Consider the following 23650-nt stretch of genomic DNA (forward strand, 5'->3'; position numbering starts at 1 on the left):
AGCTGTTGCGGCTGAGCCCCGCCCTGCGCACAGCCAGCTTTTGCACAGTGCCTGTCGGAAAATATACCTACAGCCCACCCTGAGAGCCCACCCGACGCTCAGGTGCGCCGCTGTACGGAGAACCCCATGACCCGCTATATCGATGTGCAAGACCTCGCCCGCCTGGTCAATCGCAAAGGTCTGTCGACCTGCCTGGTGGAAATGGCCGAGTACATTCGCCAGGACTATCTGCGCTGGCAGGACTTCGAAAAATGCGCGCGCCTGGCCAATCACTCGCCGGACGGAGTGATCGAGCTGATGCCGGTTTCCGATCACAACCTGTATGCCTTCAAACACGTCAACGGCCACCCGAAGAACACCCGCGACGGCCTGCTGACGGTGATGGCGTTCGGCGCCCTGAGCCGCGTCGACACTGGCGCCCCGGTGCTGCTCAGCGAAATGACGCTGACCACCGCACTGCGCACCGCAGCCACCTCGGCCCTGGCCGCCCGCTACCTGGCCCGCGAGGACAGCCGCAGCATGGCCTTGATCGGCAACGGCGCACAGAGCGAGTTCCAGGCCATTGCCTTCAAAACACTGTTGGGTATCGACGAGATTCGCCTGTACGACATCGACCCGACCGCCACCGCCAAGCTGGTGGCCAACCTGGCAGATCGTCCCGGCCTGAAGCTGACCGTGGCAGGCTCGGTCGCCGAGGCCGTGCGCGGCGCCGACATCGTGACCACGGTGACTGCCGACAAAGCCTACGCCACCATCCTTACCCCGGAAATGATCGAACCGGGCATGCACCTCAACGCCGTGGGCGGTGACTGCCCGGGCAAGACTGAGTTGCACCGGGCCATCGTCGAAGCGGCGCGGGTGATTGTCGAGTACGAGCCACAGAGCCGGATCGAAGGCGAGATCCAGCAGGCGGCGGCAGACCTGCCCGTCACCGAATTCTGGAAAGTGGTGACGGGCCAGGTGCCTGGCCGCGAACATGACCGTCAGGTGACACTGTTCGACTCGGTCGGCTTTGCCCTGGAGGATTACGCGGCCCTGCGTTACGTACTGGATTGCGCCCAAGCTCTGGACATCGGGCAGGACATCGAGCTGGTACCGACCCTGGAGAACCCAAAAGATCTATACGCACTGCTGCAACCGCGCAGGGTGGGCATTCGAGCGGCACACCCAGCCAGCTGCGCAATCGCCTGATATTGCGGGGCCGCACGACGGCCCCTCTTTTCCCTGCAGCGACAGTTGCGGAATTACCGCCTAACCTGTCCATGCCTCCCGCTGAATGAAGCCATTGCGCATGGACACCAAGGCCGATTCCAACCCCCCCTGGACCGCATCGACGAGGCGATCATCGACGTGCTACGGCACGATGGCCGCATCACTTTCGAGAAGCTGTCCACCCTTGTTCACCTCACCCCACGCCCCTGCCTGGAGCGTGTGCGCAAACTGGAGCGACGTGGGGTGATACGTGGATACGGAGCGATCATCGACTTGCAGAAAGTATCGCCTGGGCTCTCGTTGCTGGTACTGGTGGCACTCTCCAACCAGAGCGGCCGCGCTGCACAAAAGGCCTTCGAGGCCACCATGCGCAGTTGCCCCGAAGTGTACGAGTGTCATTTGATCAGCGGCCATTTCGACTACAGCCTGCGCATGCGCTGTCGGGATATGGAGCACTACCGGGTCCTTACCGAACACTGGATGAACGATGACGCCCTGCATATCGACAAACTGGTGGCGCACCCGGAGCTGGCGGCGGTCAAGAGCATGGCCCCACTGCCGTGATCAGGCCGAGCGCCATGGCTCCGGTTGTCGATAGGCCTGCGCCCATGCCGCCACCTCGCCCACTGGCATCGGGGCAGCGATGCCATACCCCTGCGCCAGTGCGCAACCAAGCTCCATCAGCACCCGCCCATGCTCGACGCTTTCCACCCCCTCCGCGATGACCTCGCGGCCAAAGGCCCGTGCCAGGCCGATCACCGCCCCGGTGAGCGCCAGGTCATCCTGGTCATGGAGGATGTCGCGCACGAACGACTTGTCGATCTTGATGGTCTGAGTCGGCAGGCGCTTCAGGTAGCTCAAGGACGAATAGCCGGTGCCGAAGTCATCCAGCGAAAAACGTACCCCCAGCGCCAGGCACGCGTCCAAGCAACGGCTGACGTGCTGGAGATTATCCAGCGCCACCGACTCGACGATCTCCAGGTCCAACCGAGTGGGGTCAATGCCTGGGTGCTCGGCCAGCAACTGCGCCAGCCGCGCGGCAAAGTCATTGCGCTGCAGATGTCGGGCGGCGATGTTCACACTCAGCGACCAGTTACGCCCTTCGCGTTGCCATCGACGCAGTTGGTGCAGCGCCTGCTCGATCACCCACTCGCCAATCTCCACGATCAGGTCGGTCTGTTCGACCAAGGGCAGAAAATCGCCTGGCAATACCAGTCCACGGCCTGGGCACTGCCAGCGCAGCAGGGCCTCGAAACCCAGCACCTGGCCGCTGTGCAGGTTGACCTTGGGCTGGTAATACAGACACAGCTCGCCCTGGCGCAGCGCACGGCGCACCTGCGCGACCGTCTGGTGCGTCGCCTTGAGTTCCAGTTCCTGGGAAACATCGAAAATGTGATACCGGTTGCGCCCGCGCTGCTTGGCCACGTACATGGCCTGATCGGCATGGCGTACCAACGTATCGGCATCTTCGTCATCCTGTGGGAACAACGTCACGCCAACGCTGGCACTGAGCGCCAGGCGCTGCTCGCGAATGACATAAGGCGCAGCCAGGGCGTGCAGTATCCGATGCAAGGCGGCATGCAACTGTTGACTGCCATCGACATGACGCAGGATCAGCACGAATTCATCGCCCGACAGCCTTGCCACTGCATCACCGCCGCGCAGGATGCTCCTCAACCGCTGGGCCACCTCGACCAGAAGCAAGTCGCCCGCGGCATGTCCGTAGCCATCGTTGACCGCCTTGAAACCGTCGAGGTCGAGCATGCACACCGCCAACGGAATGTCCTCGCGACGGGAAAACGCCAGGGCCTGGTTGAGCAACTCGGACAAGTACGCGCGGTTGGGCAACCCAGTGAGCACATCGTGTCCGACACGCCATTGCAGGGTGTGCAGCAACTGGCGTTTTTCAGTGACATCGAAGCGGATCGAGACGTACCTGTGCACCTTGCCAGTCTTGGGGTCGATCAGCGGCACCATGGTACTGTCCACCCAGTACAGCGAGCCATCCTTGGCCCGGTTACAGATCTCGCCTTTCCACACCCGCCCTGCGACCAGGGCCCGCCACATGCCTAGGAAAAACTCCGGCTCGTGCAGGCCTGAATTGAGAATACGGTGATTGGCACCGAGCAGTTCTTCACGGCTATAGCCAGAGATACTGCAGAACTGCTGGTTGACGTAGGTGATTCGCCCGCGCAGGTCGGTCTCGGAAAAGATCGCGGCCGCGTCCACGGCCGCGCGATAGATATCGTCCATAGCATCCTGCCTTTAACGGTTGAAGCGCTCCACCAGGGCGCGCAATCCGGCGCACACCTGTTCCAGCTCGGCGCCGCGCGAGGCGGCGGCATTGGCGCTATGGGCACTTTGCTGCGCGATGCCAGCGACCCCGTTGATTTGCCGGGACACCTCTTCGGCTACCGAAGACTGCTGCTGCGAGGCCGTCGCCATCTGCTGGCTCATGTCGCTGATTCGCTGCACCGCCTCGCGTATACCTTGCAACGCTTGTTGCGCCTCCTGCACCTGGGCTACACCGTGCTCGGCCCCTTCGATGCCCTGGCTGGCGATGGCCACGGCCTGCTCGGCGCCCTCGCGCAACGTGTCGATGACGCCCTGGATGTGCAGGGTCGACTGGCGGGTCTTGTCGGCCAACGCCCGAACCTCATCGGCCACCACCGCGAACCCACGCCCTTGCTCACCGGCACGGGCCGCTTCGATGGCCGCGTTCAGTGCCAGCAGGTTGGTCTGCTCGGCGATGGCGCGGATCATCCCGGCCGCCTCGGAGATGGCGTCGGTCTGGTCCGCAAGGTCAGTGACCGCCCGGTTGATCTGCCCAACGGTGGCCGCGAGGTTGCGAATAGCCGTACCGGTCGAGTCGGCGACCCGGTTCCCCTGCTCGGCGAGCCCATGGGCGGTATGGGCTTCACTGGCCGTTAACTGCACATGGCTGGCAACCTCACCGATCGAGGCGGCCATCTCGGTCATGGCGGTGGCGGTCAGGTCGGTTTCGGCGCGCTGCTTGAGCAGGGCGGTTTCAGTGCCACGGGACAACTGCCCCGCCTGCGCGGCGGCCACGGCCATCTGCGCGGCAAGATCGCTCAGGCGGGTCAGCGCTGTCTTGAGTCGCGCATGCTCACCGACCAGGATCAACTGCAACTGCCCGGCAGCGCCCGGCAGGTCGCTGTAGGTCAAGGCTGCGATCGGGTCCGCGAAGGTACCGTCTGCGCCCTGGATCACACGCTGCAACTGCCGGCGCAAATCGTTGCGTCCCCATAGGCCGTAGGCCACGAACAGCGCGAAGGTCACGCCCTTGCCCAGCGCACCAGGCAAGCACTGGTTGGCCGCCACTGCCAGGGCACCACCGAGCATCGGCAGTGCCAGCGCCTGCCCCAGCAATGCCAGGCGACGGCCGGTCGACAACGCCGACTTGCCTTGGCGCAAGCGCGCATACAACGCCTCGGCCCTACGCACTTGATCGCGGGTCGGACAGACCCGTACCGACTCGTAACCGACCACCCGCCCATCTTCCAGGATCGGCGTGACATAGGCATTGACCCAGTAGAAATCGCCGTTGCGACAGCGGTTCTTGACGATCCCCATCCAGCTTTTACCGGCCTTGAGGTAACGCCACATCAATGCGTACACCGCCTCAGGCATGTCCGGGTGCCGCACAAGGTTATGCGGGCTGCCGATCAGCTCGGCTTCGCTGTAGCCGCTGATGGCAGCGAATTCTGGGTTGCAGTAGGTGATCAGGCTGGCCGTATCGGTGGCCGATATCAGTCGCTGATCTTCGGGGAAACGCTGCTCGACCGGTGTAACCGGCAGGTTGACACGCACGATGGGACTCCATTCACAAGAAAACCGGCGCCGCGCTCATCGGACACACCGGAACCGCTTCACATCGTGGGGCTCCAACGCTCCAGAGCACCTGAGCCCCTTGCAGCCTCGGGTCGAGCATAGAGCGAGAGCCGATAATGACTGGCCGGTCAAAGTGCGAATTCTACGAATACCATCACATAAATCAAGCAAATGTGATCCAAAGCAGCGTTGCCTTACACCAAACTATACCGGTAAGTTCCTGATTATAAATGGGAATTAATTGATGAAGAGATCAGCTCTGGGATTTGCCCTGCGCCGCTACCGTAAGCTGGCAGGCTTGACGCAGGCACAATTCGGCGAGCAGACCGGCTTCGACCCCAAGACCATCAGCCGCTTCGAGACCGGCACCTACACCCCCAGCATCGACGCCCTGCTAACCTTCGCCGACGTTCTGGGCATCAAGCCCAAGGTCTTCTTCTGCGAGCCTGACGATGAAGACGAGCAGCGAGCGTACCTGTTCGATGTGATTCACAAGGCCCCGCCCAAGGCGCTTGGCAAGCTGATTGCAGCAGTGGATCAGGCATTGGCCAAATCCTGAACTCTTTCGCCTCATCCGCGCGGGCGCCCCACCAGGCCCGCAACGCTATGTGCACCGAACTAGAGCCAGTGAGGCCACAATGCCCCATAACTGGTCAGACCGGTAAGGCCGAATTTCCTTGCAAAGTCGGATTTTTCGCGCTTTTATGACCCTGCACTGAACAAACCGGTAAGACCACAATAATTAAGTCCTGCGCTCTTTCGCCCTCGCGGCATCGAAGCAAGGACACCGATCAGAGACCCCTCCCATGCTCAAATGGTGCTCGCGTTCGATCTTTCTGCAAGTGGTGCTGGGCCTTGCCCTCGGCATTGCCTGCGGCCTCAGCTTCCCCGACCTGTCCCTGCAACTCAAACCCCTCGGCGACGGCTTCATCAAGCTGATCAAGATGCTCATCGGCATCATCGTGTTCTGCGTGGTGGTCAGTGGAATCTCCGGCGCCGGCGACCTGAAGAAAGTCGGGCGAATCGGCCTGAAGTCCGTCATCTATTTTGAGATCCTGACCACCATCGCCCTGGTCATCGGCCTGGTCTTCGCCTTCACCAGCGGCATCGGCAGCGGCGCCAACATTCACCTCGAGCAGCTGTCCAGCGCCGACGCCAGCAGCCTGGCCGAACGTGGCCAGCACATCCATGGCGCCACGGCGTTCTTCATGGACCTCATCCCGACGTCGGTGGTCGGTGCCTTCGCCGATAACAACATCCTCCAGGTGCTGCTGTTCTCGGTGCTGTTCGGCAGTGCCCTGAACCTGGTGGGCGACTCGGCGGCGGGTATCTCGCGGCTGATCAATGAGCTGAGCCATGTGGTGTTCCGCATCATGGGCATGATCGTGCGCCTGGCCCCCATCGGTGTGTTCGGCGCCATTGCCTTCACCACCAGCAAGTACGGCCTGGAATCCCTGCAGCACCTGGGCGGGCTGGTCGCCTTGTTCTACCTGACCTGCGCGGGCTTCGTGCTGATCATCCTCGGCACCGTGATGCGCCTGTCGGGCCTCAAGCTGCTGCCGTTCATCAAGTACCTGCGCGAAGAGCTGACCATCGTACTCGGCACCGCCTCCTCCGACGCCGTGCTGCCACAGATCATGCGTAAGCTCGAACACCTGGGCATCGGCAGTTCCACCGTCGGCCTGGTGATTCCGACGGGCTACTCGTTCAACCTCGACGGCTTCTCCATCTACCTGACCCTGGCCATCGTGTTCATTGCCAATGCTACCGGCACACCGCTGGCGATGACCGACCTGCTGACCATTCTGTTGGTGTCGCTGGTGACCTCCAAGGGAGCCCACGGCATCCCAGGTTCGGCGCTGGTCATCCTCGCTGCCACCCTGACCGCCGTACCGGCGATTCCAGTAGTGGGCTTGGTGTTGGTGCTGGCGGTGGACTGGTTCATGGGCATCGGCCGGGCGCTGACCAACCTGATCGGCAACTGCGTGGCTACCGTGGCCATCGCCCGATGGGAAAAGGACATCGACATGCAACGTGCGCAGAATGTGCTCGATGGCAAGCCGGGTTTCGCCCACACCCCACGCAAGCAGCCCAACGCCCATCAACAGGAATTTTGACCGAGTGTGGCCGGCAATGATGCCGGCCCCTCCAGGAGCGAACCGTGATCAGCTCATCGACCGTCGTCAACTCAGTGGTGGAAAAACTGCGCCAGGCGCTTGCACGGGGCCAGTGGCGCTCCGGCGACATGTTGCCTGGCCAACGCGAGCTGGCCGAGCAACTGGGCATCAGCCGCCCTAGCCTGCGCGAAGCCGTCACCGTGCTGGAAACCCTGGGCCTTGTGCGCGCCATGCCGGGCAAGGGGGTTCTGGTACTCGATGCCGAGGCGATGGTGACCGAGCCCGGTGCCGATTCCACGGCACCGGCCAGCCTGGCCGACGTGCTGGAGCTGCGCTACACCCTCGAACCTTTCATCGTCGGCCTGGTGGCGCAATCGGCCAACAGCCAGGACATTGGCCAATTGCGCCTGACCCTGATGGACATGCGCGAGGCCCTCGAGGCCGATGACAGCGAAGCCGGTGTCAAAGCCTACATTGCCTTCCACGAGGCGCTGTTCGCCCTGACCACCAACCCGATCTTCCAAAGCGTGGTACAGCAGACCAGCAATGCCCTCAAGCAAAGTGCCGACATGCTACGCAATTCCCCCGAGCACCTGGCCGCCCGACTCAAGGAGAACGAAGCCGTGGTGCGGGCCATCCGTGATCGCAACAGCGCCCAGGCCAGCGCCCAGATGCGCCGGCACATCCTGGCCGAAGGCCAGCGCATGGGAATCGAGCTGAACATCCCGGACGAACATCACAGCCAATGACCCCAGGAGAGCGACCATGACCGCCTGCGCCCAAGCCGCCCCTCAGTTGCCTGCCCTGCTCGCCGCTGGCGAGACGCGCCTGTCGGCCGATCAGATCTACCCCCGGCTGTTCGACGCCATTCTCGAGCAGCGCCTGCCACCGGGCAGCCTGCTGCCCGAGCAAGCGCTGGGCAATGCCTTCGGCGTCAGCCGCACGGTGATTCGCCGGGTGCTGGGGCGCCTGTCGGATCAGCAAGTGGTGGTTCAGCGCCCAAGCCACACCGCCCACCTGGCCGCACCTGGCCCTGAGCAAGCACGCCAGGTGCTCAGCGCCCGACGCCTGGCGGAGACGACGTTGATCACCCTGGCCACCCAGCGCGCCAAGCCCTCGCACATTCGCCAATTGCGCTCGCTGGTGGAGCGCGAACGCCTGCACCACGAGCGTGGCGAGCGCTGTGCGGCGATTCGACTGGGGGGCGAGTTCCACCTTAAACTCGCGCAAGTGGCCGCCAACGCCCCCTTGGCGCGCTTTCTCAACGGCCTGGTACCGATGACCTCGCTGATCATCGCGCGCTACGAATCACCGTGCTGCGAACACTGCGCCTGGGAGGAACATGCCGCGATCATCGACGCCGTGGAAGCCGGCAACGAGGAAACAGCGCTGACCCTGATGCACCAGCACCTCGACCGTTTGGAAGACAAGCTCGAACTCGAGTGATCCACACCGCCTTTGCGCCATCGCCGCTGCTCGTCGCGGCGACGCGCCGTCGCGATGGGCTGCAAGGCAGGCACAGAATGCGCCCCCTATACTCGTTGAACCCCCTTCACTTATCAGGGAGGCGCTCGCATGACGCTGCGCATTCCCTCACTGCTGATCTGCCTGCTGGTGGCCCTCGGCGGCTGCGCCAGCAAGCCAGCGCCGCCACCGCCGCCCGTGGCGCTCACGCCCGCCATCTGGCAACGCATCGACCAGGAACTGATCGAGGCTTCGGTAGGCGCCGCCGGTTCGGCCAATGACTATGCCCGGCGGTCGATGCGGGTATGGAAAGAGCAAGTGCAGCAGCGTACCGAGAGCGACTTCATCCCTTGGTTCACCGGCTATTGGACCCAGCAATGGCTGACCCTGAAGGTCGCCTGGTACAAGCTCGACAGTGGCGAAGGTCGGGAGCCTGCGGAAAAGCGCCTGGCCCTGTACCTGCAGGAGCAGTATCACGAACGGGTGATCGAACCAGTGGCCGAACAGATCAACCCCGAAGGCATCCGTGATCGGGCTTGCGAGTTGTACGTGCAACTGCTCGGCCAGCAACTGCCAGCCATCATCGCCCGCTATCGTGCGCCGCCTGAGCAGTTCAGCCAGCGCCTCAATCGCATCCCGGCCATCGCCCTGGGCCCGCCCGAGGCACGCAATGCCAGCCTCTATCAGTTGCTGCGCGCCAAGCCACTGGAACAGCAGCCCGCCTGGCAGGCCCTGCGCCAGCACCTGCACCTGCAAGCAGCAAAAGGCCCTGGGCAAACCGATATTGGCTTGTCAACGGTTGCCGACCGCGCCAGCGAGAAGCTCGGGGCCACCCTGGCGCCACGCGGCATAGCCAGTGCCGTGGCCAGTGCCGTGGGCAAGGTGGCCGGGGCGATGATTTCGATCGTCTCGGCCGGCTACGGGATGATCACCCACGACCGCGAGCATCCGCAGATGGTCGAGCAGTTGCGGGTGATCCTGAACGTGGCGCTCAACCAGGAATGGCAGGCGCTGATGGAGAACCGCCAGAGTGGCGCCATGGCGGGGGTGTACTACTTGTCCGGCCAGGTCGAGGACAGCTTGCTGGCCAGCGCACCACAGCTGAGGGAGCAAGAAGTGCAGCAGCGCCAGGAGCCATTATTGATACGCCTGCCGCCCTGAGGCTGGCTGGGCGGCGTCAGGCCACGGCCATCGCCGAGGTCGGCAGGCCGAAGATCCGGTCGAACGCCCAGTTGTAGACGAAGGTGTAGCAAGGCACCAGAACGATGAACGCCAGGTCCACCAGGAACGCCTCGACCAGGCTCATGTCCAGCCACCAGGCAATCAGCGGTATCAGGTACACCACCAAGGTCAGCTGGAAACCCACGGCATGCGCCACCCGCCGCGCCACGCTGCGACCGCGCTTGGCCTGGCGGCTCTCCCAGTACTCGAACAGGCTGTTGTAGATCAGGTTCCAGAGCATGGCGATGGTGGTGATCATCACCGCCAGTGGCCCGGTGTGCGATGCCTGAGTGTCCGACAGGTAGGCCAGCCCCACGGTCGACATGCACAGGCCGATCAGTTCATAGAAGGTCACATAGACCAGTTTGCGTTTCAGTCCCTGCACCAGGGGTTACCTCAAATGACAAAAGCGATGGGCGCAAGGATGATTCATTTTTATTGACAGGCAAAGTCAACAGCTTTCAGATTGACTGACAGGAGGCTGCCCATGAACTTTTCCAGCGATAACATCCAGTTGTTCCTCGCCGTGCTCGACCATGGCTCGTTTTCTGCCGCTGCGCGCGCCTTGGGCAGGGTACCCTCGGCGGTGAGCATGGCCATCGGCAACCTCGAAGCCGAACTGGGCTATACCCTGTTCGAGCGCGGCCCGCGCGAAGTGCGGCCCAGCCCCCGTGCCTTGGCCCTCGAGCCCCACGCCCGGCTGATTGCCGAGCAGCTAGGCCTTCTGCAGGTGCATGCACTTGAGCTGTCCCAAGGGCTTGAAAGCAGCCTGTGCATCGCCGTGGTCCCGGACATCGACCACCGTCCCTTGCTGGCCGCCATCGCCCACCTGGGCGAGCGCTATCCGCTGCTGGACATCGCCCTGCTCAGCGCCCCTCAAGAGGATGCCCTGCAGCTGCTCGACAATGGGCGGGCGGACCTTTGCCTGGCCTTCGCCGGTCTGCACGTAGACCCCCAACGAGGATTCCAGCACATCGGCACAGAGACACTGGTGGCGACCCTGTCTCCCAACCATCGCGCCATGCTCGACGAGCGCATCCATTATCTTGAGGACCTGGTTGCCGTACGCCAGATCCTGGTGCGCAGCCGCGACCTGCCGCTGGCCGACCCGCGTGCCTCGATCGGTGCCACCCATTGGTACACCGACAGTTTCGACCTCGCCCTGCAGATGGTCGAAGCCGGCCATGGCTGGGGTGATCTGCCGCTCAGCCGGGTCGCCCCGCTGATCGAAGCCGGACGCCTGGTGCGCCTGAATTTTCGCAACACGCACAATGAGCTGCAGCTGCCGATCCATGCCTTCTGGCGCAAGCAACAGCCGCTGCGCCAGGCTGCTCGCATGCTGATCGAACACTTGGCCACACGCTGACCTGCCGTCCGTCGACAGAGGATCAATAAGTCACTGTTACTGTTTCAATTTTTTACCCAGCACGCCGATATGAAAGGTGAAAGGTCCGCACGCCCGTCACAAGCGCGCAGCGCCCTCCCATCACTGGCTCAAGGTCTCGAAACATGAACCTGAAATTCCGCCATAAGATCCTGCTCAGCGCCTGCGCCGTCGTGGTGCTGGCCTTCGCTCTGTTCACGCTTTACAACGATTACCTGCAACGCAACACCATTGCCCAAAACATCGAATCGTCCGTGCAACAGTCCGGTGCGCTGACTGCCAGCAGCGTGCAGAACTGGATGAGCGGGCGCATCCTGGTGCTGGAGAACCTGGCCCAGGACATCGCCGAGCAAGGCGCTGGCGACAACCTGGCCGGGCTGATCGAGCAACCGTCCTACACGAGCAATTTCCTCTTCACCTACCTGGGCCAGGCTACCGGCGCGTTCACCCAGCGTCCCAACGCACAGATGCCTGCCGGCTACGACCCACGCCAGCGCCCCTGGTACGGCGCGGCGGTCAGCGCCGGGCAAACCGTCCTCACCGCCCCCTACCAGGGCGCCGTAGGTGGCCTGATGGTCACCATCGCCACCCCGGTCAAGCGCAAGGGCAACGGCGAGCTGATGGGCGTGGTTGGCGGCGACCTGACCCTCGATACCCTGGTGCAGATCATCAACTCGGTCGACTTCGGCGGTATCGGTCATGCCTTCCTCGTCGACAGCGAAGGCCAGGTGATCGTCAGCCCGGACAAAGACCAGGCGATGAAGAACCTCAAAGACATCTATCCCGGCAGCGGCCTGCGGGTCACCACCGGTATGCAGGATGTCACGCTCAATGGTCAGCAACGACTGATTTCCTTCGCCCCGGTCAGCGGCCTGCCCTCGGCGAAGTGGTACATCGGCCTGTCGATCGACAAGGACAAGGCCTATGCCGCGCTTGGCCAGTTCCGCACTTCGGCGGTCATCGCCATGATCATCGCGGTAGCGGCCATCGCCGGCCTGTTGGGCCTGCTGATCCCGGTGCTGATGCGCCCGCTGACCACCATGGGCCGCGCCATGCGTGACATCGCCGAGGGCGAAGGTGACCTGACCCGCCGCCTGACCGTGCAACACAAGGACGAATTCGGCGAATTGGCGACCTCGTTCAACCGCTTCGTCGAGCGTATCCACGCGTCCATGAGCGAAGTGTCTTCGGCAACTCGCCTGGTACACGATTTGTCGGAAAAGGTGGTCAACGCCTCCAACGCCTCGATCATCGGTTCTGAAGAACAAAGCATGCGCACCAACAGCGTTGCCGCCGCGATCAACCAGCTCGGTGCCGCCACCCAGGAAATTGCCCGCAACGCCGCCGATGCCTCGCAGCATGCCAGCGGTGCCAGCGAACAGGCCCATGGCGGTCGCGAAGTGGTCGAAGAAGCGATCAACGCCATGACCGCTCTGTCGCAACGGATCAGCGAATCCTGCGAGCAGATCGAAGCGCTCAACGCCAGTACCGACGACATCGGCAAGATCCTCGATGTGATCAAAGGCATCTCCCAGCAGACCAACCTGCTGGCACTCAACGCCGCCATCGAAGCCGCCCGCGCCGGTGAGGCCGGACGTGGGTTCGCGGTGGTGGCCGATGAAGTGCGCAACCTTGCGCACCGCACCCAGGAGTCGGCCGAAGAGATCCACCGCATGATCACCAGCCTGCAGGTCGGTTCCCGCGAGGCGGTCCACACCATGAACACCAGCCAGGTGTCCAGCGAGCAGACCGTGCAGGTGGCCAACCAGGCGGGCGAGCGGCTGGCCAGCGTGACCCAGCGTATCGGCGAGATCGACGGCATGAACCAATCCGTCGCCACCGCCACCGAGGAACAGACCGCCGTGGTCGAGAGCCTCAACCTGGACATCACCCAGATCAACGCACTGAACCAGCAAGGGGTGGAAAACCTCAATGAAACCCTGCGTCACTGCGATGCGCTGGCCCAGCAGGCCGGGCGGTTGAAGCAACTGGTGGGTAGCTTCCGAATCTGATTCGGCCCCATCGCTGGCAAGGCGGCTCCCCCTTCGACGAGGGTCCGGCTTGCCGGCGTTTGCTGCATCATCGGGATGCCGCTGCATCAGCGCAGTTATAACCTAATAACGAACAAGTCTATTTGGCTATAAAAAAATCTATATGCTGGGCAGCATCCGAAAACGGGCAAGCTGGGCAGTCGAGTAGCGTATGGATGTAGGTTCTTTTGGTTTCACCATTGCCGGACTGGTTGTAGGTTTCATCGTCGGCATGACCGGCGTCGGTGGCGGTTCGCTGATGACGCCCATTCTTCTTTGGTTCGGCATCAATCCGGCCACCGCCGTGGGTACCGACCTGCTGTACGCCGCCATCACCAAGGCCAGTGGTGTCTGGGTGCATGGCCGCAACAGGAACATCGACTGGAAGATCACCGGCCTGCTCAGCCTGGGCAGCGTGCCTGCCGCCGCGCTGACGCTGTGGTTTCTCAGCACCCTGCACACCGACACCTCGGCACTCAATGCGGTGATCAAACAAGGCCTGGCGGTGGTGCTGATCCTGACCGCGCTGGCGATCCTGTTCAAGTCGCGCCTGCAGGCTTTCGCCAATCGCCATGCCGGTGACCACTACCATCTGAGCGATCGCAGCCTGAATATCCTCACCGTGCTCACCGGCGTGGTGCTGGGCGTGATGGTCACGCTCACTTCCATCGGTGCAGGGGCCCTGGGCACGGTGGCGTTGTTCCTGCTCTACCCGTTCCTGGTTACCCGCCGTCTGGTGGGGACCGAGATCGCCCACGCCGTGCCGCTGACCCTGGTTGCCGGCCTAGGCCATGCGGGCATGGGCAACATGGACTGGTCGCTGCTGGGTTACCTGCTGCTCGGCTCGCTGCCAGGCATCTACCTGGGTAGCCACCTCACCGGGCGTATCTCCGACCGCGTGCTGCGGCCTTGCCTGGCCGGCATGCTGCTGTTGATCGGCTACAAGCTGGCGTTCTGAGCTGACGCGCCTGCGTCACGCCAGACGCAGGCGCCATTGCCCGGTGTAACTCAACGCCAGACGCGACAGCGGCAACACATCGATGCGTTGGTACGCTGTCAGCGGACACCCCAGTAGGTGAACGATCACTGCCCGGATCACCATAGGGTGCGTCACTGCCAACCAGTCCCCCTTCCCCTCGAACGCCTCCAGCCAACCGCCCACCCGCTGGCACACCTCGGCAAAGGATTCGCCCCCATGGGGTGCGCTGCGAGGGTCCTCCAGCCACTGCGCCAGCGCCTCGGGCTGCTCGGCCTGCAACTGCTTCAGCGTCATGCCCTGCCAGCGACCCAGGTCGCAATCGGCCAGGCCGACCTCGACCTGAGGCGCGCCCGACAACCAGGCCGCCGTTTCCCTGGTACGTGCCTCTGGTGCCGTCAACACGCGCACATCGGGCATAGGGGTCAATGGCCGATCGGCGTGGTCCAGAATGCCATCCTGCGCACGATGCAAACGCCCCGCTCGCTGAGCCGCGGTCTGGGCATGACAAATGAGTGTGAGGCGTACAGCTTTCACCGGGAATCTCTTGAGGGTCGAGTTGAGCAGACTGGTTTAGCACGTCTGTGGATGTTTTACCGCAACCGCCAGGGTGACGGAAGGCAGCGTCAGCGCGCCAGGGACTGGCTTGCAGCCTCGCGTCCGGCTCAAAAGCACAGCTGCAGCAGCCCCCAGACCGGCACCAGCGCAACCAACGCAACCGCCAGCCGTGGCCAGTATGGCAGCAGCATCAGCAGTGCCATCCCGGCCAGCGACATCGCACCGAACCAAGCCACCGGTCCCATGGCCCAACCCCAGGCCTGGGCACAGAGCCACAGGCTCGCCAGCAAGGCCAGCCAACCTGCGCTGCGCAGGGTCAGACGAAGCGACCGGGGGCAGGTGCGCTGCCAGACCTGCTTGTAGTGGCGCTCCAGGCCCTGGCACAGCCCGAGCATTCCAGCGTAGGCGCACAGCAAGCCGCCTGTGACCAGCATGATCATGCTTGCATCTCCCTCAGGCGCCCTGCCCTTGCCTGCCTGGGCGCCGACGGCTTACGCTGCACCCGCCACGCCGCCGCCCCCAGAAGCCCGCCCAGCACCAGCGCCGTGACCACCACGCCAAGACGGATGGCATCGCCGACTCCCCCGAGCGAGGCCAAGCCTGCGCACAGCAGCGCGGCCAGGCCAAGTTGCTCGACCCAAGCGCGCTTGGCCGGGCGCACACCCGCATGCAGCAGCGCCAGCAACCACACGCCAAAGAACGCCCGTACTTCCCACTGCTCCCGCAGTGCCAGTTCGACTGGCAGCAAGCGGCTGGCCCACAGCAAGCCGATGCAGGCCAGCAGCAGGCCGGTGATGAAGCCGATGTTGCACACCTCGGCAACCCGGTACCCACCAAGCCCGCGTGCTTCGGCACCGCTGTTGGCGTATTGGCGCCCGCGCTTGACGCAGAACAGCACCAGGCCGCTGGCGATCATCGCGCAGCTGACCAGCCCGCAGGCGAAGTACAGCCAGCGCATCGGGTAGCCCCCGAATTGAGCGAAATGCAGGCCGACCATCACCCGCTGGGTCAACGGCGCAGGGCGCAGCTCAGGCACATCGCTGAGCAGCTTGCCGCTGACGCCATCGAACACCATCGCCTGGCCCTTGCTGAGGGCGATGCGGTTGCCCAGCTCCGGGCGGATCTCGATACGTGCGCCGGCCGTGTTGGGGTTACGGATGCTCAAGCCAGCAATCGGGCCGAGCTGGGCCTCGGCCTGGGCCAGCAAGGGTGCGATGTCCACCAGCTCGCCGGGTTGCCTGGTCAACCCACGGGGTTGTTCGAGCCGCGCATTGCCCTGGGCCTGGAAGTAAGCGCGGTGGTTGCCATCGAACAGCGCATCGACGCCCGCGGGAATGTAGATCAGCATGAAGATCACCAGCCCGGTGTAGGTGATCATCAGGTGAAACGGCAGCAACAGCACTGCACTGGCGTTGTGAAAATCCAGCCAGGAGCGCTGGCCTTTGTTCGGTCTGAAGGTGAAGAACTCCTTGAAGATTTTCTTGTGAATGACGATACCGGTCACCAGCGCGGCGAGCATCACCAGGGCCAGGGCTCCGACCACGAAGATGCCCCAATTGCGCGGCAGGTCGAGGGTGAAGTGGAAACGGAAGAAAAAGTTGCCGCCGACGCTGTCACGGACCTCGATGACTTCGCCGGTTGCCGGGTCCAGTTGCACCCCACCGCCATGGCGGCGCTCCCCCGTGGACACCCGCAGCCCCGGCGCCCGCTCGGTGGGCAAGCTGATACCCCAGTGGCTCGCTGTCGGCTCATGCGCCTGCAAAAAGGCCACCGCTTGTCGGGCAGCATCGGCCTGGGAAACGCTACGGGTCGGGATCTCAGGCTTCATCCAGTGATTGAGTTCCTCGTCGAACACCGCCAACGTGCCGGTGACGAAAATGGCGAACAGCAACCAACCGAAGATCAGCCCGGCCCAGGTGTGCAGCCAGGCCATGGATTGAGTGAACGTGTTTTTCATGCCAGCCACTCCAGTGTCTGGGGCCAGAACCCGATGAGCGCCAGCGGCGCTGCCAGGACGAGCGGCGCCCAGGCGCGCAAGGCGTCACGGCTGGCGAAGGCCCAGAGGATGGCGCCGGTGTAGAGGACGAATGCCAGCAGGGTCGAGACGATCACCGCGTCGGCGGGCGATAGCGGCAGCAGACGGGCAAGGCAAGCGGTGGCCGAGTAACTGAAGGCGTAGCCGCCGAGTAACGCGGCGCAGCTGCGGGAGAGGATCTGCAGCCAGGCGGGGACTCTGATCATCGAGTGGTCCTTGGTGTTTTTCCTAGGGGGCTGCGTGCAGCCCCATCGCTGCGGTTCGTCACCACCACAAGCCGACTCCCACAAGGGTCGTGTGGGGCCGGCTTGCTGGCGATGATCAGAACGAGATGTTCAACGAAGCGAATAACGCGCGCCCTGGCTGGTTGTAGGTGTTGGCGCCCGAGCTGCTGGCATTGCCGCCGCGCAGGATCTGCTTGTCGAACACGTTGTTCACCCCTACCCGCACGTTGTAGTTGGCGTTGAACGTGTACCCGGCACTGACATCCACCAACCCGTAGGCTTCGACATCCTGCTGCGCCTGTTCGTCGTAGTCTTCCTGGGTGCGGAAGTTGTAGGTCGGCGATTTCTGCTTGCCGTAGTAAGTGCCGGCGACCTGGAACGACAGCTTGTCGGTGGCACGCCAGTCCAGCGTGGTGTTGACCGTGTACTCGGGGATCACCGACAGCGGCTCGCCGGTTTCGCGGTTGTCGTTGTCGAGCATCCAGGTCAGGTTGGTGTTCCAGTCCACCGTCGGGCTCAGCTCGACGAACAGGTTGCCCTCGATACCCTCGACCCGCGCCTTGCCGGCGTTTTCCCATTGGGTCACACGACGGCCACTGTTGATGGTGTAGAGCACATCGGTATCGCCGATGATCTTGTTCTTGTAGTCGTTGCGAAAGTAGGTCGCGCTGGTGCGCCAGGTGCCACGGTCGTACAGCAGGCCGACTTCCTTGTTGACGCTGATTTCCGGCTTCAGGTCGGCGTTGCCTTGCAGGTAGCAGCCACCGGCGTTGGTCTGCTGCACGCTGCAGCCGTTGCCACGGCTGTAGAGCAGGTAATTAGGGTTGGACTGGTACAGGTTCGGCGTCTTGTAGGCGCGGGCAATCCCCCCTTTGAGCGACAACGACTCAGTCAACTTGTGCGCCACATTCAGGCTCGGGCTGAAGTTGTCGCCAAAGGTCTCATGATGGTCGAAACGCAGGCCAGGGGTGACGGTGGTGTCACCGATAACGATGTTGTCCTCGACGAACAGCGCATAGCTCTTGGCGGTCATCTTCGAGTCGCTGCGGTCGAAACCGCTGATGACGTTGTTGCCCGCGCCACTGGGGTCGAAGCTCTGCGGGCGGAACGAGCCCTGGTCGTTGAGCGACTCGTAGAGGTACTCACCGCCCAGGGTCAGCACGTGCTCGGTGCTGCCCGTGGCGAACGGCAGGTTCACTTCGCTGCTCAGGCGGGTGTTGCGCAGGCGCGACATAGCCGCCCCGGTGTCGTTGATCGCCCCTTCAGGCCCACCGGCCAGGCCTTCGTTAAGACGCCAGTTGCGCACGTACTCGTAGGCCAGGGAGGTCTTGCTGGTGCCCCAGGTGAAATCACCCAGGTGGGTCAGGTCGTAGGTGCTCCGTTGCATGACATTGGTCTCGTGGCCATACAGGCTGGAGATCAGCTCGACATTGCTGCCACCGTTGCTGTTCATGGTATCGCCAGCGTAGATGTTGCCCTGGCGGCTGTAACCTGCGCTGGCTTCGAGGCGATGCTCATCATTGAGTTTCCAGCTCAGCAGACCATTGATGTCTTTGTTGCGCACCCCTTCACGGCCAGCGACCAAAGCGCTGTTGGCATGGCTGGCGTTGATGTCCAGGTCATCGGCATCGGTCTTGGCCAGGCCTCCGTACAACCGCCCCCCCAGGTTTTCGGTCAGCCCGCCGCTGAGGTTGAAGTTGGTCCGTTGGCTAGCCCCTTCGGCGCTGTCCTGGGGCAGTTGGGTGTACAGGTTGACGTTGCCTTTGAACGCTTCGGTGGGGCGTTTGGTGATGATATTGACCACCCCGCCCATGGCGCCGGAGCCGTAGCGCGATGCAGCCGGACCGCGAAGAATCTCGATGCGCTCGACAGCCTCGGCCGGCACCCAGTTGGTTTCGCCACGGGTGTCGCGGTCGCCGTTCCAGCCATAACGCACCGCATTGCGTGCACTGGAGGGCTTGCCATCGATGAGGATCAGGGTGTTTTCCGGCCCCATGCCCCGCAGGTCGATCTGGCGGTTGTTGCCCCGCGCGCCACTGGCACTGTTGCCGGTGAGGTTGACCCCCGGCTCGCGGCGAATGATGTCGGACAGGTCATTGGCTGGTGGGTGACGCTGGATATCTTCAGCAGTGATGATCGACGAACCCAGCGCCTGGCGTGCCTCACGCTCGGCGGTCACCAAGGTGTCCTGGATCACCAGCGCAGGGTCGGCCATCGGAACCTCCACCACCTCACCGGTGTGTTGCTGTTCGGCCTCGGCCGCAGTCGCCACCATGGCCGGCGACGCCAGCGCGACAAACGCCAGGGCCAGGCTGTTGGGTGAGGTTCTGGATTGCATCGACACTTCTCCTGCGGTCATGGGCAAAGGCACGGCCCGGCCTGCGCGCCGACGGGCCCCTCGCCCTTCGGCCCGGCAAGCATTGTGTGGGGCCAACAGGGATGGTGAATATAATGATTCTCAAATGTGTTTAAATCTTATTTACGAAATTTACATGTTTGTGACGGAACTTCGCCAAGCGGGGGTTCGGTATGTTCGCTTCAGGAGTGGGAGCACGGTCGCCGCGTCGCCCCCAGACGTTTTTCGGGCACTGTCGCAGCGCCGGCAAAGCGGGTCGGCTGGCATGAACAACCCGGCACACCAGCAATGTTGCAACCTGCCCAATGACTCCTACAGTTTCGAAGGTAGGAAGCCGAGGCCAACCATGCGCGCCGCCGAAAAATCCGAACGCTCAGGACCCACCCGGGTACTGCCGAAAATTCCCCGCAGTGTCTGGGCGCTGGGCTTCGTGTCGATGTTCATGGACATTTCCTCGGAGATGATCCACGCCCTTTTGCCGCTGTACATGGTGACCGTGCTTGGTACCTCGGTCGTTGCGGTGGGTTTCATCGAGGGTATCGCCGAGGCCACCGCATCGATCACCAAGGTGTTCTCCGGTGCCTTGAGCGACCGGCTGGGCAAACGCAAGCTGCTCACGGTGCTGGGCTATGCCCTCGCGGCCCTGACCAAACCAGTATTCCCGCTGGCGACCGGCCTTGAGTGGCTGACCGGTGCGCGCTTTGTCGACCGCATCGGCAAGGGTATTCGCGGGGCGCCCAGGGACGCGCTGGTGGCGGATGTGACCCCTCCAGAGCTGCGCGGTGCAGCATTCGGCTTGCGTCAGGCGCTGGATACGGTCGGCGCCTTGCTCGGGCCACTGCTGGCGATCGGGGTGATGTGGCTGACTTCCAGTCACTTCCAGACGGTGTTCTGGGTGGCGGTGGTGCCTGCGTTCCTGGCAGTGTTCATCCTCATAGCCTTCGTCCGCGAGCCGGACACCCTGCCCAAGACGCGTCCCGTACGCTCACCGCTTGCCCTGCGCCAGTTGGTGCGGCTAGGGTCTGCTTACTGGCGGCTGATCATCCTGGCCACGCTGTTCACCCTGGCCCGCTTCAGCGAAGCCTTCCTGTTGCTGCGCGCTCAGGACATGGGCCTGGCCGCGCAGTGGGCACCGGCGGTGCTGGTGCTCCTGGCCCTGGCCTATTCGATCTCGGCCTACCCTGCAGGTACGCTGTCCGACCGGCGCGGCCGCCGCGTGGTGCTGATGCTGGGGCTGGCATTGCTGCTGATCGCCGACCTGCTGCTGGCGCTGTGTCCGGGCTGGATCGGGCTGGCACTCGGCGTGGTGGCCTGGGGGCTGCACCTGGGCTTCACGCAGGGCATATTCAGTGCGTTGATCGCTGACAGTGCCCCGGCCAGACTGCGTGGGACGGCCTTTGGCCTGTTCCACCTGCTCACCGGCGCGGCGCTGCTGGGTGCCAGCGTGGTCGCTGGCCTGTTATGGGACGGCGCAGGTTTTCGGGCCACATTCCTGGTCGGCGCCGCATTCGCCGGCGCCACGCTGGTCGGCTTGGCCCTGTTGCCCCACTTCAGCAGCCAGGTGCGCTCACAGTGAAAACGCTGCATAGATCATCAACGCTTCACTGTCGGCGAGGTAACGTGCCACAGACCCCGGAGCCTTCCAGCTTCGCTCCACCCGCCTCAGGGAGTAACGCCCATGTGTGAGTGCTTCGCCCAATACCAGGGCCCTGCCGACTACCTGCGAGTGCTGGGCGCCGAACAGCCTGTGCTCGACAGCGCCAGCAACGAGCCCCCTGGCCACCCCACCATCGAGCCGGGCACTCGTATGCTGATCCTGCACGACAGCGACACCGGCCTGCGCTTGACGCCACGTCCGTGGGGGTGGACACCGCTGTGGGCGGGCAAGCGCCAGCCTGCATCGATCAGCGCGCCACTGCAGATCATCAGCGCCTGCCTGCCCTTCCATGCCTTGTGGCCACAGACCCGAGCGCTGGTGATGGCGGACGGATGGTACGCCTGGTCGGACGATGCACAGGCACCTAACGGGCGACGGTGCCACTTCGTTCGCCTGAAAAGCGGGGCTCCGATCTTCGTCGCCGCGCTGACGCAGATTCGTATAGGGCTGGCGCCAGAAGAGGACGATGGTTTCGTGATCCTGACGCAGGACCATGATCCACGAGCCGGCACCGCCCTGCCCCTGGTGCTGGCGCCGGAACACGCGCGGTCGTGGCTCGATTCGCAGCTGCCGGCGGAGCAGGTGCAGTGCCTGGCGCCAGACCAGTTCGAGTGGTCCGCCGTAACCGACCCAGCGCAAGTGCGGCGCTGAACTACAGGCAGGCGCCTCCCACAGGTGCACGCCCTAGCCGACGGGTAGCAACTCCTGTTCGATCAACGACCAACCGCCATGGCCATCCACTTCCAGGCGGTGGGAGTGGAAGCTGGCCAAGGTACTGCGGTGGCCGACACTGACCAGCAAGGTGTCAGGCATCTCATTGCGCAACAATGAATACAGCGCATGCTCCAGCCCCTCGTCCATGGCTGAAGTGGACTCGTCGAGAAACACCACTTGGGGCCGGTTGAACAGCACCCGGGCGAACGCCAAGCGCTGCTGCTCGCCAACCGAGAGTATGTGCGACCAGTCGCAACTGACGTCCAGCCGCTCGGCCAGGTGGGGCAGGTTGACTTGACGCAACGCCTGCTGCATGCGCGCATCGTCCGCCGCACCGCTGCTCGCCGGGTAGGCGATGGCGGTTCGCAGGTCGCCCAGTGGCAGGTATGGGCGCTGCGAAAGGAACAGCGCCTGATTGCCCAGGGGTCTGCGGACCAAGCCTTCGGCATAGGGCCATAGCCCTGCCAGCGCGCGCAGCAAGGTGGTCTTGCCGCTGCCGGACGGCCCCTTGATCAACAGCGCCTGGCCGGCCTGAAGGTTCAGATTCAAGTCGGCGATCAAGGGGTGGCCGTCGGGGCGCAGCACTTGCAGCCGGCTGATGTCCAGCGCGTGTGCCTGGTCCTGCGTGGTGACCTGCGGCAGTTCGCTGGCCTGCTGGTTGGCATCGAGAAAACCGGTCAGACGGTCGAGGGTGGCGCGGTACTGAGCGAAGGTATCGTAGGACTCGCGGAAGAACGACAGCGAATCCTGCACCTGGCCAAAGGCCTGGGAGGTCTGCATCACATCGCCAAGCTTGATTGCACCGCTGAAGAACCGTGGCGCCTGCAGGATGAACGGAAACACCACGGCCACCTGGCTGATACCCAGGTTGAAGCCGCTGAACTTCAAGGTTCGGAACACCAACGCCCAGACGTTGCCGATCAGCGCGGTGAAGCGGCCGAGCAACGTGCCTCGCTCCACCTGAGCGCCCTGGTAGAACGCGATGTTCTCCGCGTTTTCGCGCAGACGCATCAATGCATAACGGAAGTTGGCCGTGAGTTTTTCGTTGAGGAAGTTGAGGCGAATCAGCGGACGCCCGAGGCGAAAGGCGATCCAGGTGGCGACGATCACATACACGTAGACGGCGAATACCATCGCCCGCGGGATTTCGTACCCAGCCACCGACAGCGGCGCCGACAGCCCCCAGAGAATGCCCGTGAAGGCGACCAGCGAAACCAGCGCGCTGACCGCACCCAATGCCAGAGACACCGAATTGGTCACGAAGGCGTTGACGTCCAACTCGATACGCTGGTCGGGGTTGTCCACCGGCTCGGCGAGGAACTGCCCACGGTAGTAGGCGTCGCCATGCATCCAATCACCGGTCAGGCGCTCGGTCAGCCAGACTCGCCAATGGATGTTGAAAGCCTGAGTCACATAATAAGTGAACAGCGAGCGCAGCACATGGATGGTGGCCAGCACCGCGAATACCCCGAGCAAGTACCAGAACGCTGTCTGGTCCAGGGCCTGCAACGCGCTGTAGAAGCCGTTGTACCAGAACGAGAAGAGCACGTTCAGGCGCACCGCGAACAAGGTCAGCACCAGCAGCAGCGCGAACCCAAGCAGAGGCCGCCAGCTGCGCCGGAAACTGAAGTAAGGGCCGGCCAACTGCCAGAACTGGCTGCCCCAACGGGTATAGCGCACTGCCAGCGCGGCCGCAGCGGTGAAACAGGCAAGGGTGATGAACGAGGCGATTGCAAGCCAGCTCAGGCTCTCCTGCAAGGCCTGGTGCCAGTTCATGTCCATGGTGCAATTCCGTAACGAGTGCATGGGGTTGTTTTCGCGAGCGTAGCATTACCCCAGGACTCGACAGA

General features: G+C 63.5%; 20 protein-coding genes and 3 pseudogenes. 13 read left to right on the plus strand and 10 right to left on the minus strand.

Translation table 11 applies throughout. From position 1 onward, the window contains the following. The first annotated feature begins 126 nt into the window (after positions 1-126). Together C4Q26_RS02905 and C4Q26_RS02910 are read left to right on the plus strand one after the other, a co-directional pair. On the plus strand, positions 127-1191 hold the full coding sequence (locus C4Q26_RS02905; RefSeq protein WP_023379630.1) for an ornithine cyclodeaminase: 1065 nt from the start codon (positions 127-129) through the stop codon (positions 1189-1191). A 93-nt stretch (positions 1192-1284) separates the two neighbouring features. Beyond that, complete coding sequence (locus C4Q26_RS02910; protein WP_104884021.1) at positions 1285-1776, plus strand: Lrp/AsnC family transcriptional regulator; 492 nt, start codon at positions 1285-1287, stop codon at positions 1774-1776. Here C4Q26_RS02910 and C4Q26_RS02915 read toward each other — a convergent pair whose 3' ends face one another. From C4Q26_RS02915 to C4Q26_RS28640, 3 genes and pseudogenes are all read right to left on the minus strand, one after another. Further along, on the minus strand, positions 1777-3465 hold the full coding sequence (locus tag C4Q26_RS02915; RefSeq protein ID WP_104882695.1) for a bifunctional diguanylate cyclase/phosphodiesterase: 1689 nt from the start codon (positions 3463-3465) through the stop codon (positions 1777-1779). Between the two features lie 12 nt (positions 3466-3477). Next, positions 3478-3969 (minus strand): annotated as a pseudogene (locus C4Q26_RS28635) (methyl-accepting chemotaxis protein); the annotation flags it as partial. Between the two features lie 792 nt (positions 3970-4761). After that, a pseudogene (locus tag C4Q26_RS28640) lies at positions 4762-5043 on the minus strand (PAS domain-containing protein); the annotation flags it as partial. Positions 5044-5308: 265 nt separating this feature from the next. Between C4Q26_RS28640 and C4Q26_RS02925 the strand changes: the two are divergent. The 5 genes from C4Q26_RS02925 (at position 5309) to C4Q26_RS02945 (ending at position 9806) form a co-directional block, all read left to right on the plus strand. Then, entirely contained in the window at positions 5309-5623 is a 315-nt protein-coding gene (locus C4Q26_RS02925) for a helix-turn-helix domain-containing protein (RefSeq protein ID WP_027906785.1), read from the plus strand. A gap of 247 nt (positions 5624-5870) precedes the next feature. Beyond that, positions 5871-7181 carry a C4-dicarboxylate transporter DctA gene (locus tag C4Q26_RS02930; RefSeq protein WP_027906784.1) on the plus strand — a complete coding sequence of 437 codons (1311 nt, stop codon included), beginning with the start codon at positions 5871-5873 and terminating at the stop codon, positions 7179-7181. 44 nt (positions 7182-7225) lie between these two features. Continuing rightward, positions 7226-7930, plus strand: coding sequence for a FadR/GntR family transcriptional regulator (locus C4Q26_RS02935; RefSeq protein ID WP_104882697.1), 705 nt, complete (start codon positions 7226-7228; stop codon positions 7928-7930). 16 nt (positions 7931-7946) lie between these two features. Next, positions 7947-8627 (plus strand): GntR family transcriptional regulator, encoded by a 681-nt coding sequence (locus tag C4Q26_RS02940; RefSeq protein ID WP_023379623.1) that lies wholly within the window; start codon positions 7947-7949, stop codon positions 8625-8627. 129 nt (positions 8628-8756) lie between these two features. Further along, on the plus strand, positions 8757-9806 hold the full coding sequence (locus C4Q26_RS02945; RefSeq protein ID WP_023379622.1) for a hypothetical protein: 1050 nt from the start codon (positions 8757-8759) through the stop codon (positions 9804-9806). A gap of 16 nt (positions 9807-9822) precedes the next feature. On the opposite strand, the gene C4Q26_RS02950 is transcribed toward C4Q26_RS02945, so the two are convergent. Next, positions 9823-10251, minus strand: a complete 429-nt coding sequence (locus C4Q26_RS02950; protein ID WP_023379621.1) for a PACE efflux transporter — start codon at positions 10249-10251, stop codon at positions 9823-9825. Between the two features lie 102 nt (positions 10252-10353). Between C4Q26_RS02950 and C4Q26_RS02955 the strand changes: the two genes are divergently transcribed. The 4 genes and pseudogenes from C4Q26_RS02955 to C4Q26_RS02965 all read left to right on the plus strand — a co-directional run bounded on the left by C4Q26_RS02955 (position 10354) and on the right by C4Q26_RS02965 (position 14238). Further along, a complete protein-coding gene (locus C4Q26_RS02955; RefSeq protein WP_023379620.1) occupies positions 10354-11232 on the plus strand; it encodes a LysR family transcriptional regulator in 879 nt (292 codons plus the stop codon). 143 nt (positions 11233-11375) lie between these two features. Next, a pseudogene (locus C4Q26_RS28645) lies at positions 11376-12359 on the plus strand (cache domain-containing protein); the annotation flags it as partial. A 162-nt stretch (positions 12360-12521) separates the two neighbouring features. After that, on the plus strand, positions 12522-13262 hold the full coding sequence (locus tag C4Q26_RS28650) for a methyl-accepting chemotaxis protein (RefSeq protein ID WP_371919410.1): 741 nt from the start codon (positions 12522-12524) through the stop codon (positions 13260-13262). Between the two features lie 190 nt (positions 13263-13452). Beyond that, positions 13453-14238 (plus strand): sulfite exporter TauE/SafE family protein, encoded by a 786-nt coding sequence (locus C4Q26_RS02965; protein ID WP_023379618.1) that lies wholly within the window; start codon positions 13453-13455, stop codon positions 14236-14238. A gap of 15 nt (positions 14239-14253) precedes the next feature. Here C4Q26_RS02965 and C4Q26_RS02970 read toward each other — a convergent pair whose 3' ends face one another. The 5 genes from C4Q26_RS02970 to C4Q26_RS02990 all read right to left on the minus strand — a co-directional run bounded on the left by C4Q26_RS02970 (position 14254) and on the right by C4Q26_RS02990 (position 19411). After that, complete coding sequence (locus C4Q26_RS02970; protein WP_027906782.1) at positions 14254-14793, minus strand: histidine phosphatase family protein; 540 nt, start codon at positions 14791-14793, stop codon at positions 14254-14256. Between the two features lie 128 nt (positions 14794-14921). Beyond that, positions 14922-15254 (minus strand): DUF3325 domain-containing protein, encoded by a 333-nt coding sequence (locus C4Q26_RS02975; protein ID WP_104882698.1) that lies wholly within the window; start codon positions 15252-15254, stop codon positions 14922-14924. Continuing rightward, a complete protein-coding gene (locus C4Q26_RS02980) occupies positions 15251-16771 on the minus strand; it encodes a PepSY domain-containing protein (RefSeq protein WP_023379615.1) in 1521 nt (506 codons plus the stop codon). The genes C4Q26_RS02975 and C4Q26_RS02980 overlap by 4 nt, the downstream gene beginning before the upstream one ends. Continuing rightward, a complete protein-coding gene (locus tag C4Q26_RS02985; protein ID WP_023379614.1) occupies positions 16768-17055 on the minus strand; it encodes a hypothetical protein in 288 nt (95 codons plus the stop codon). The genes C4Q26_RS02980 and C4Q26_RS02985 overlap by 4 nt, the downstream gene beginning before the upstream one ends. A gap of 115 nt (positions 17056-17170) precedes the next feature. Continuing rightward, on the minus strand, positions 17171-19411 hold the full coding sequence (locus C4Q26_RS02990) for a TonB-dependent siderophore receptor (protein WP_104882699.1): 2241 nt from the start codon (positions 19409-19411) through the stop codon (positions 17171-17173). A 364-nt stretch (positions 19412-19775) separates the two neighbouring features. Between C4Q26_RS02990 and C4Q26_RS02995 the strand changes: the two genes are divergently transcribed. Further along, positions 19776-21005: an MFS transporter gene (locus tag C4Q26_RS02995; RefSeq protein ID WP_104882700.1), complete on the plus strand. Its 1230-nt coding sequence runs from the start codon at positions 19776-19778 to the stop codon at positions 21003-21005. A gap of 102 nt (positions 21006-21107) precedes the next feature. Next, complete coding sequence (locus C4Q26_RS03000) at positions 21108-21737, plus strand: SOS response-associated peptidase family protein (RefSeq protein ID WP_104882701.1); 630 nt, start codon at positions 21108-21110, stop codon at positions 21735-21737. Positions 21738-21770: 33 nt separating this feature from the next. On the opposite strand, the gene C4Q26_RS03005 is transcribed toward C4Q26_RS03000, so the two are convergent. Beyond that, the gene (locus C4Q26_RS03005; protein ID WP_104881985.1) at positions 21771-23582 is read right to left on the minus strand and encodes an ABC transporter ATP-binding protein/permease; all 1812 of its coding nucleotides are present in this window, start codon (positions 23580-23582) and stop codon (positions 21771-21773) included. Positions 23583-23650: the final 68 nt, after the last annotated feature.

The organism is Pseudomonas sp. SWI44, assembly GCF_002947915.1.
Classification (GTDB): domain Bacteria; phylum Pseudomonadota; class Gammaproteobacteria; order Pseudomonadales; family Pseudomonadaceae; genus Aquipseudomonas; species Aquipseudomonas taiwanensis.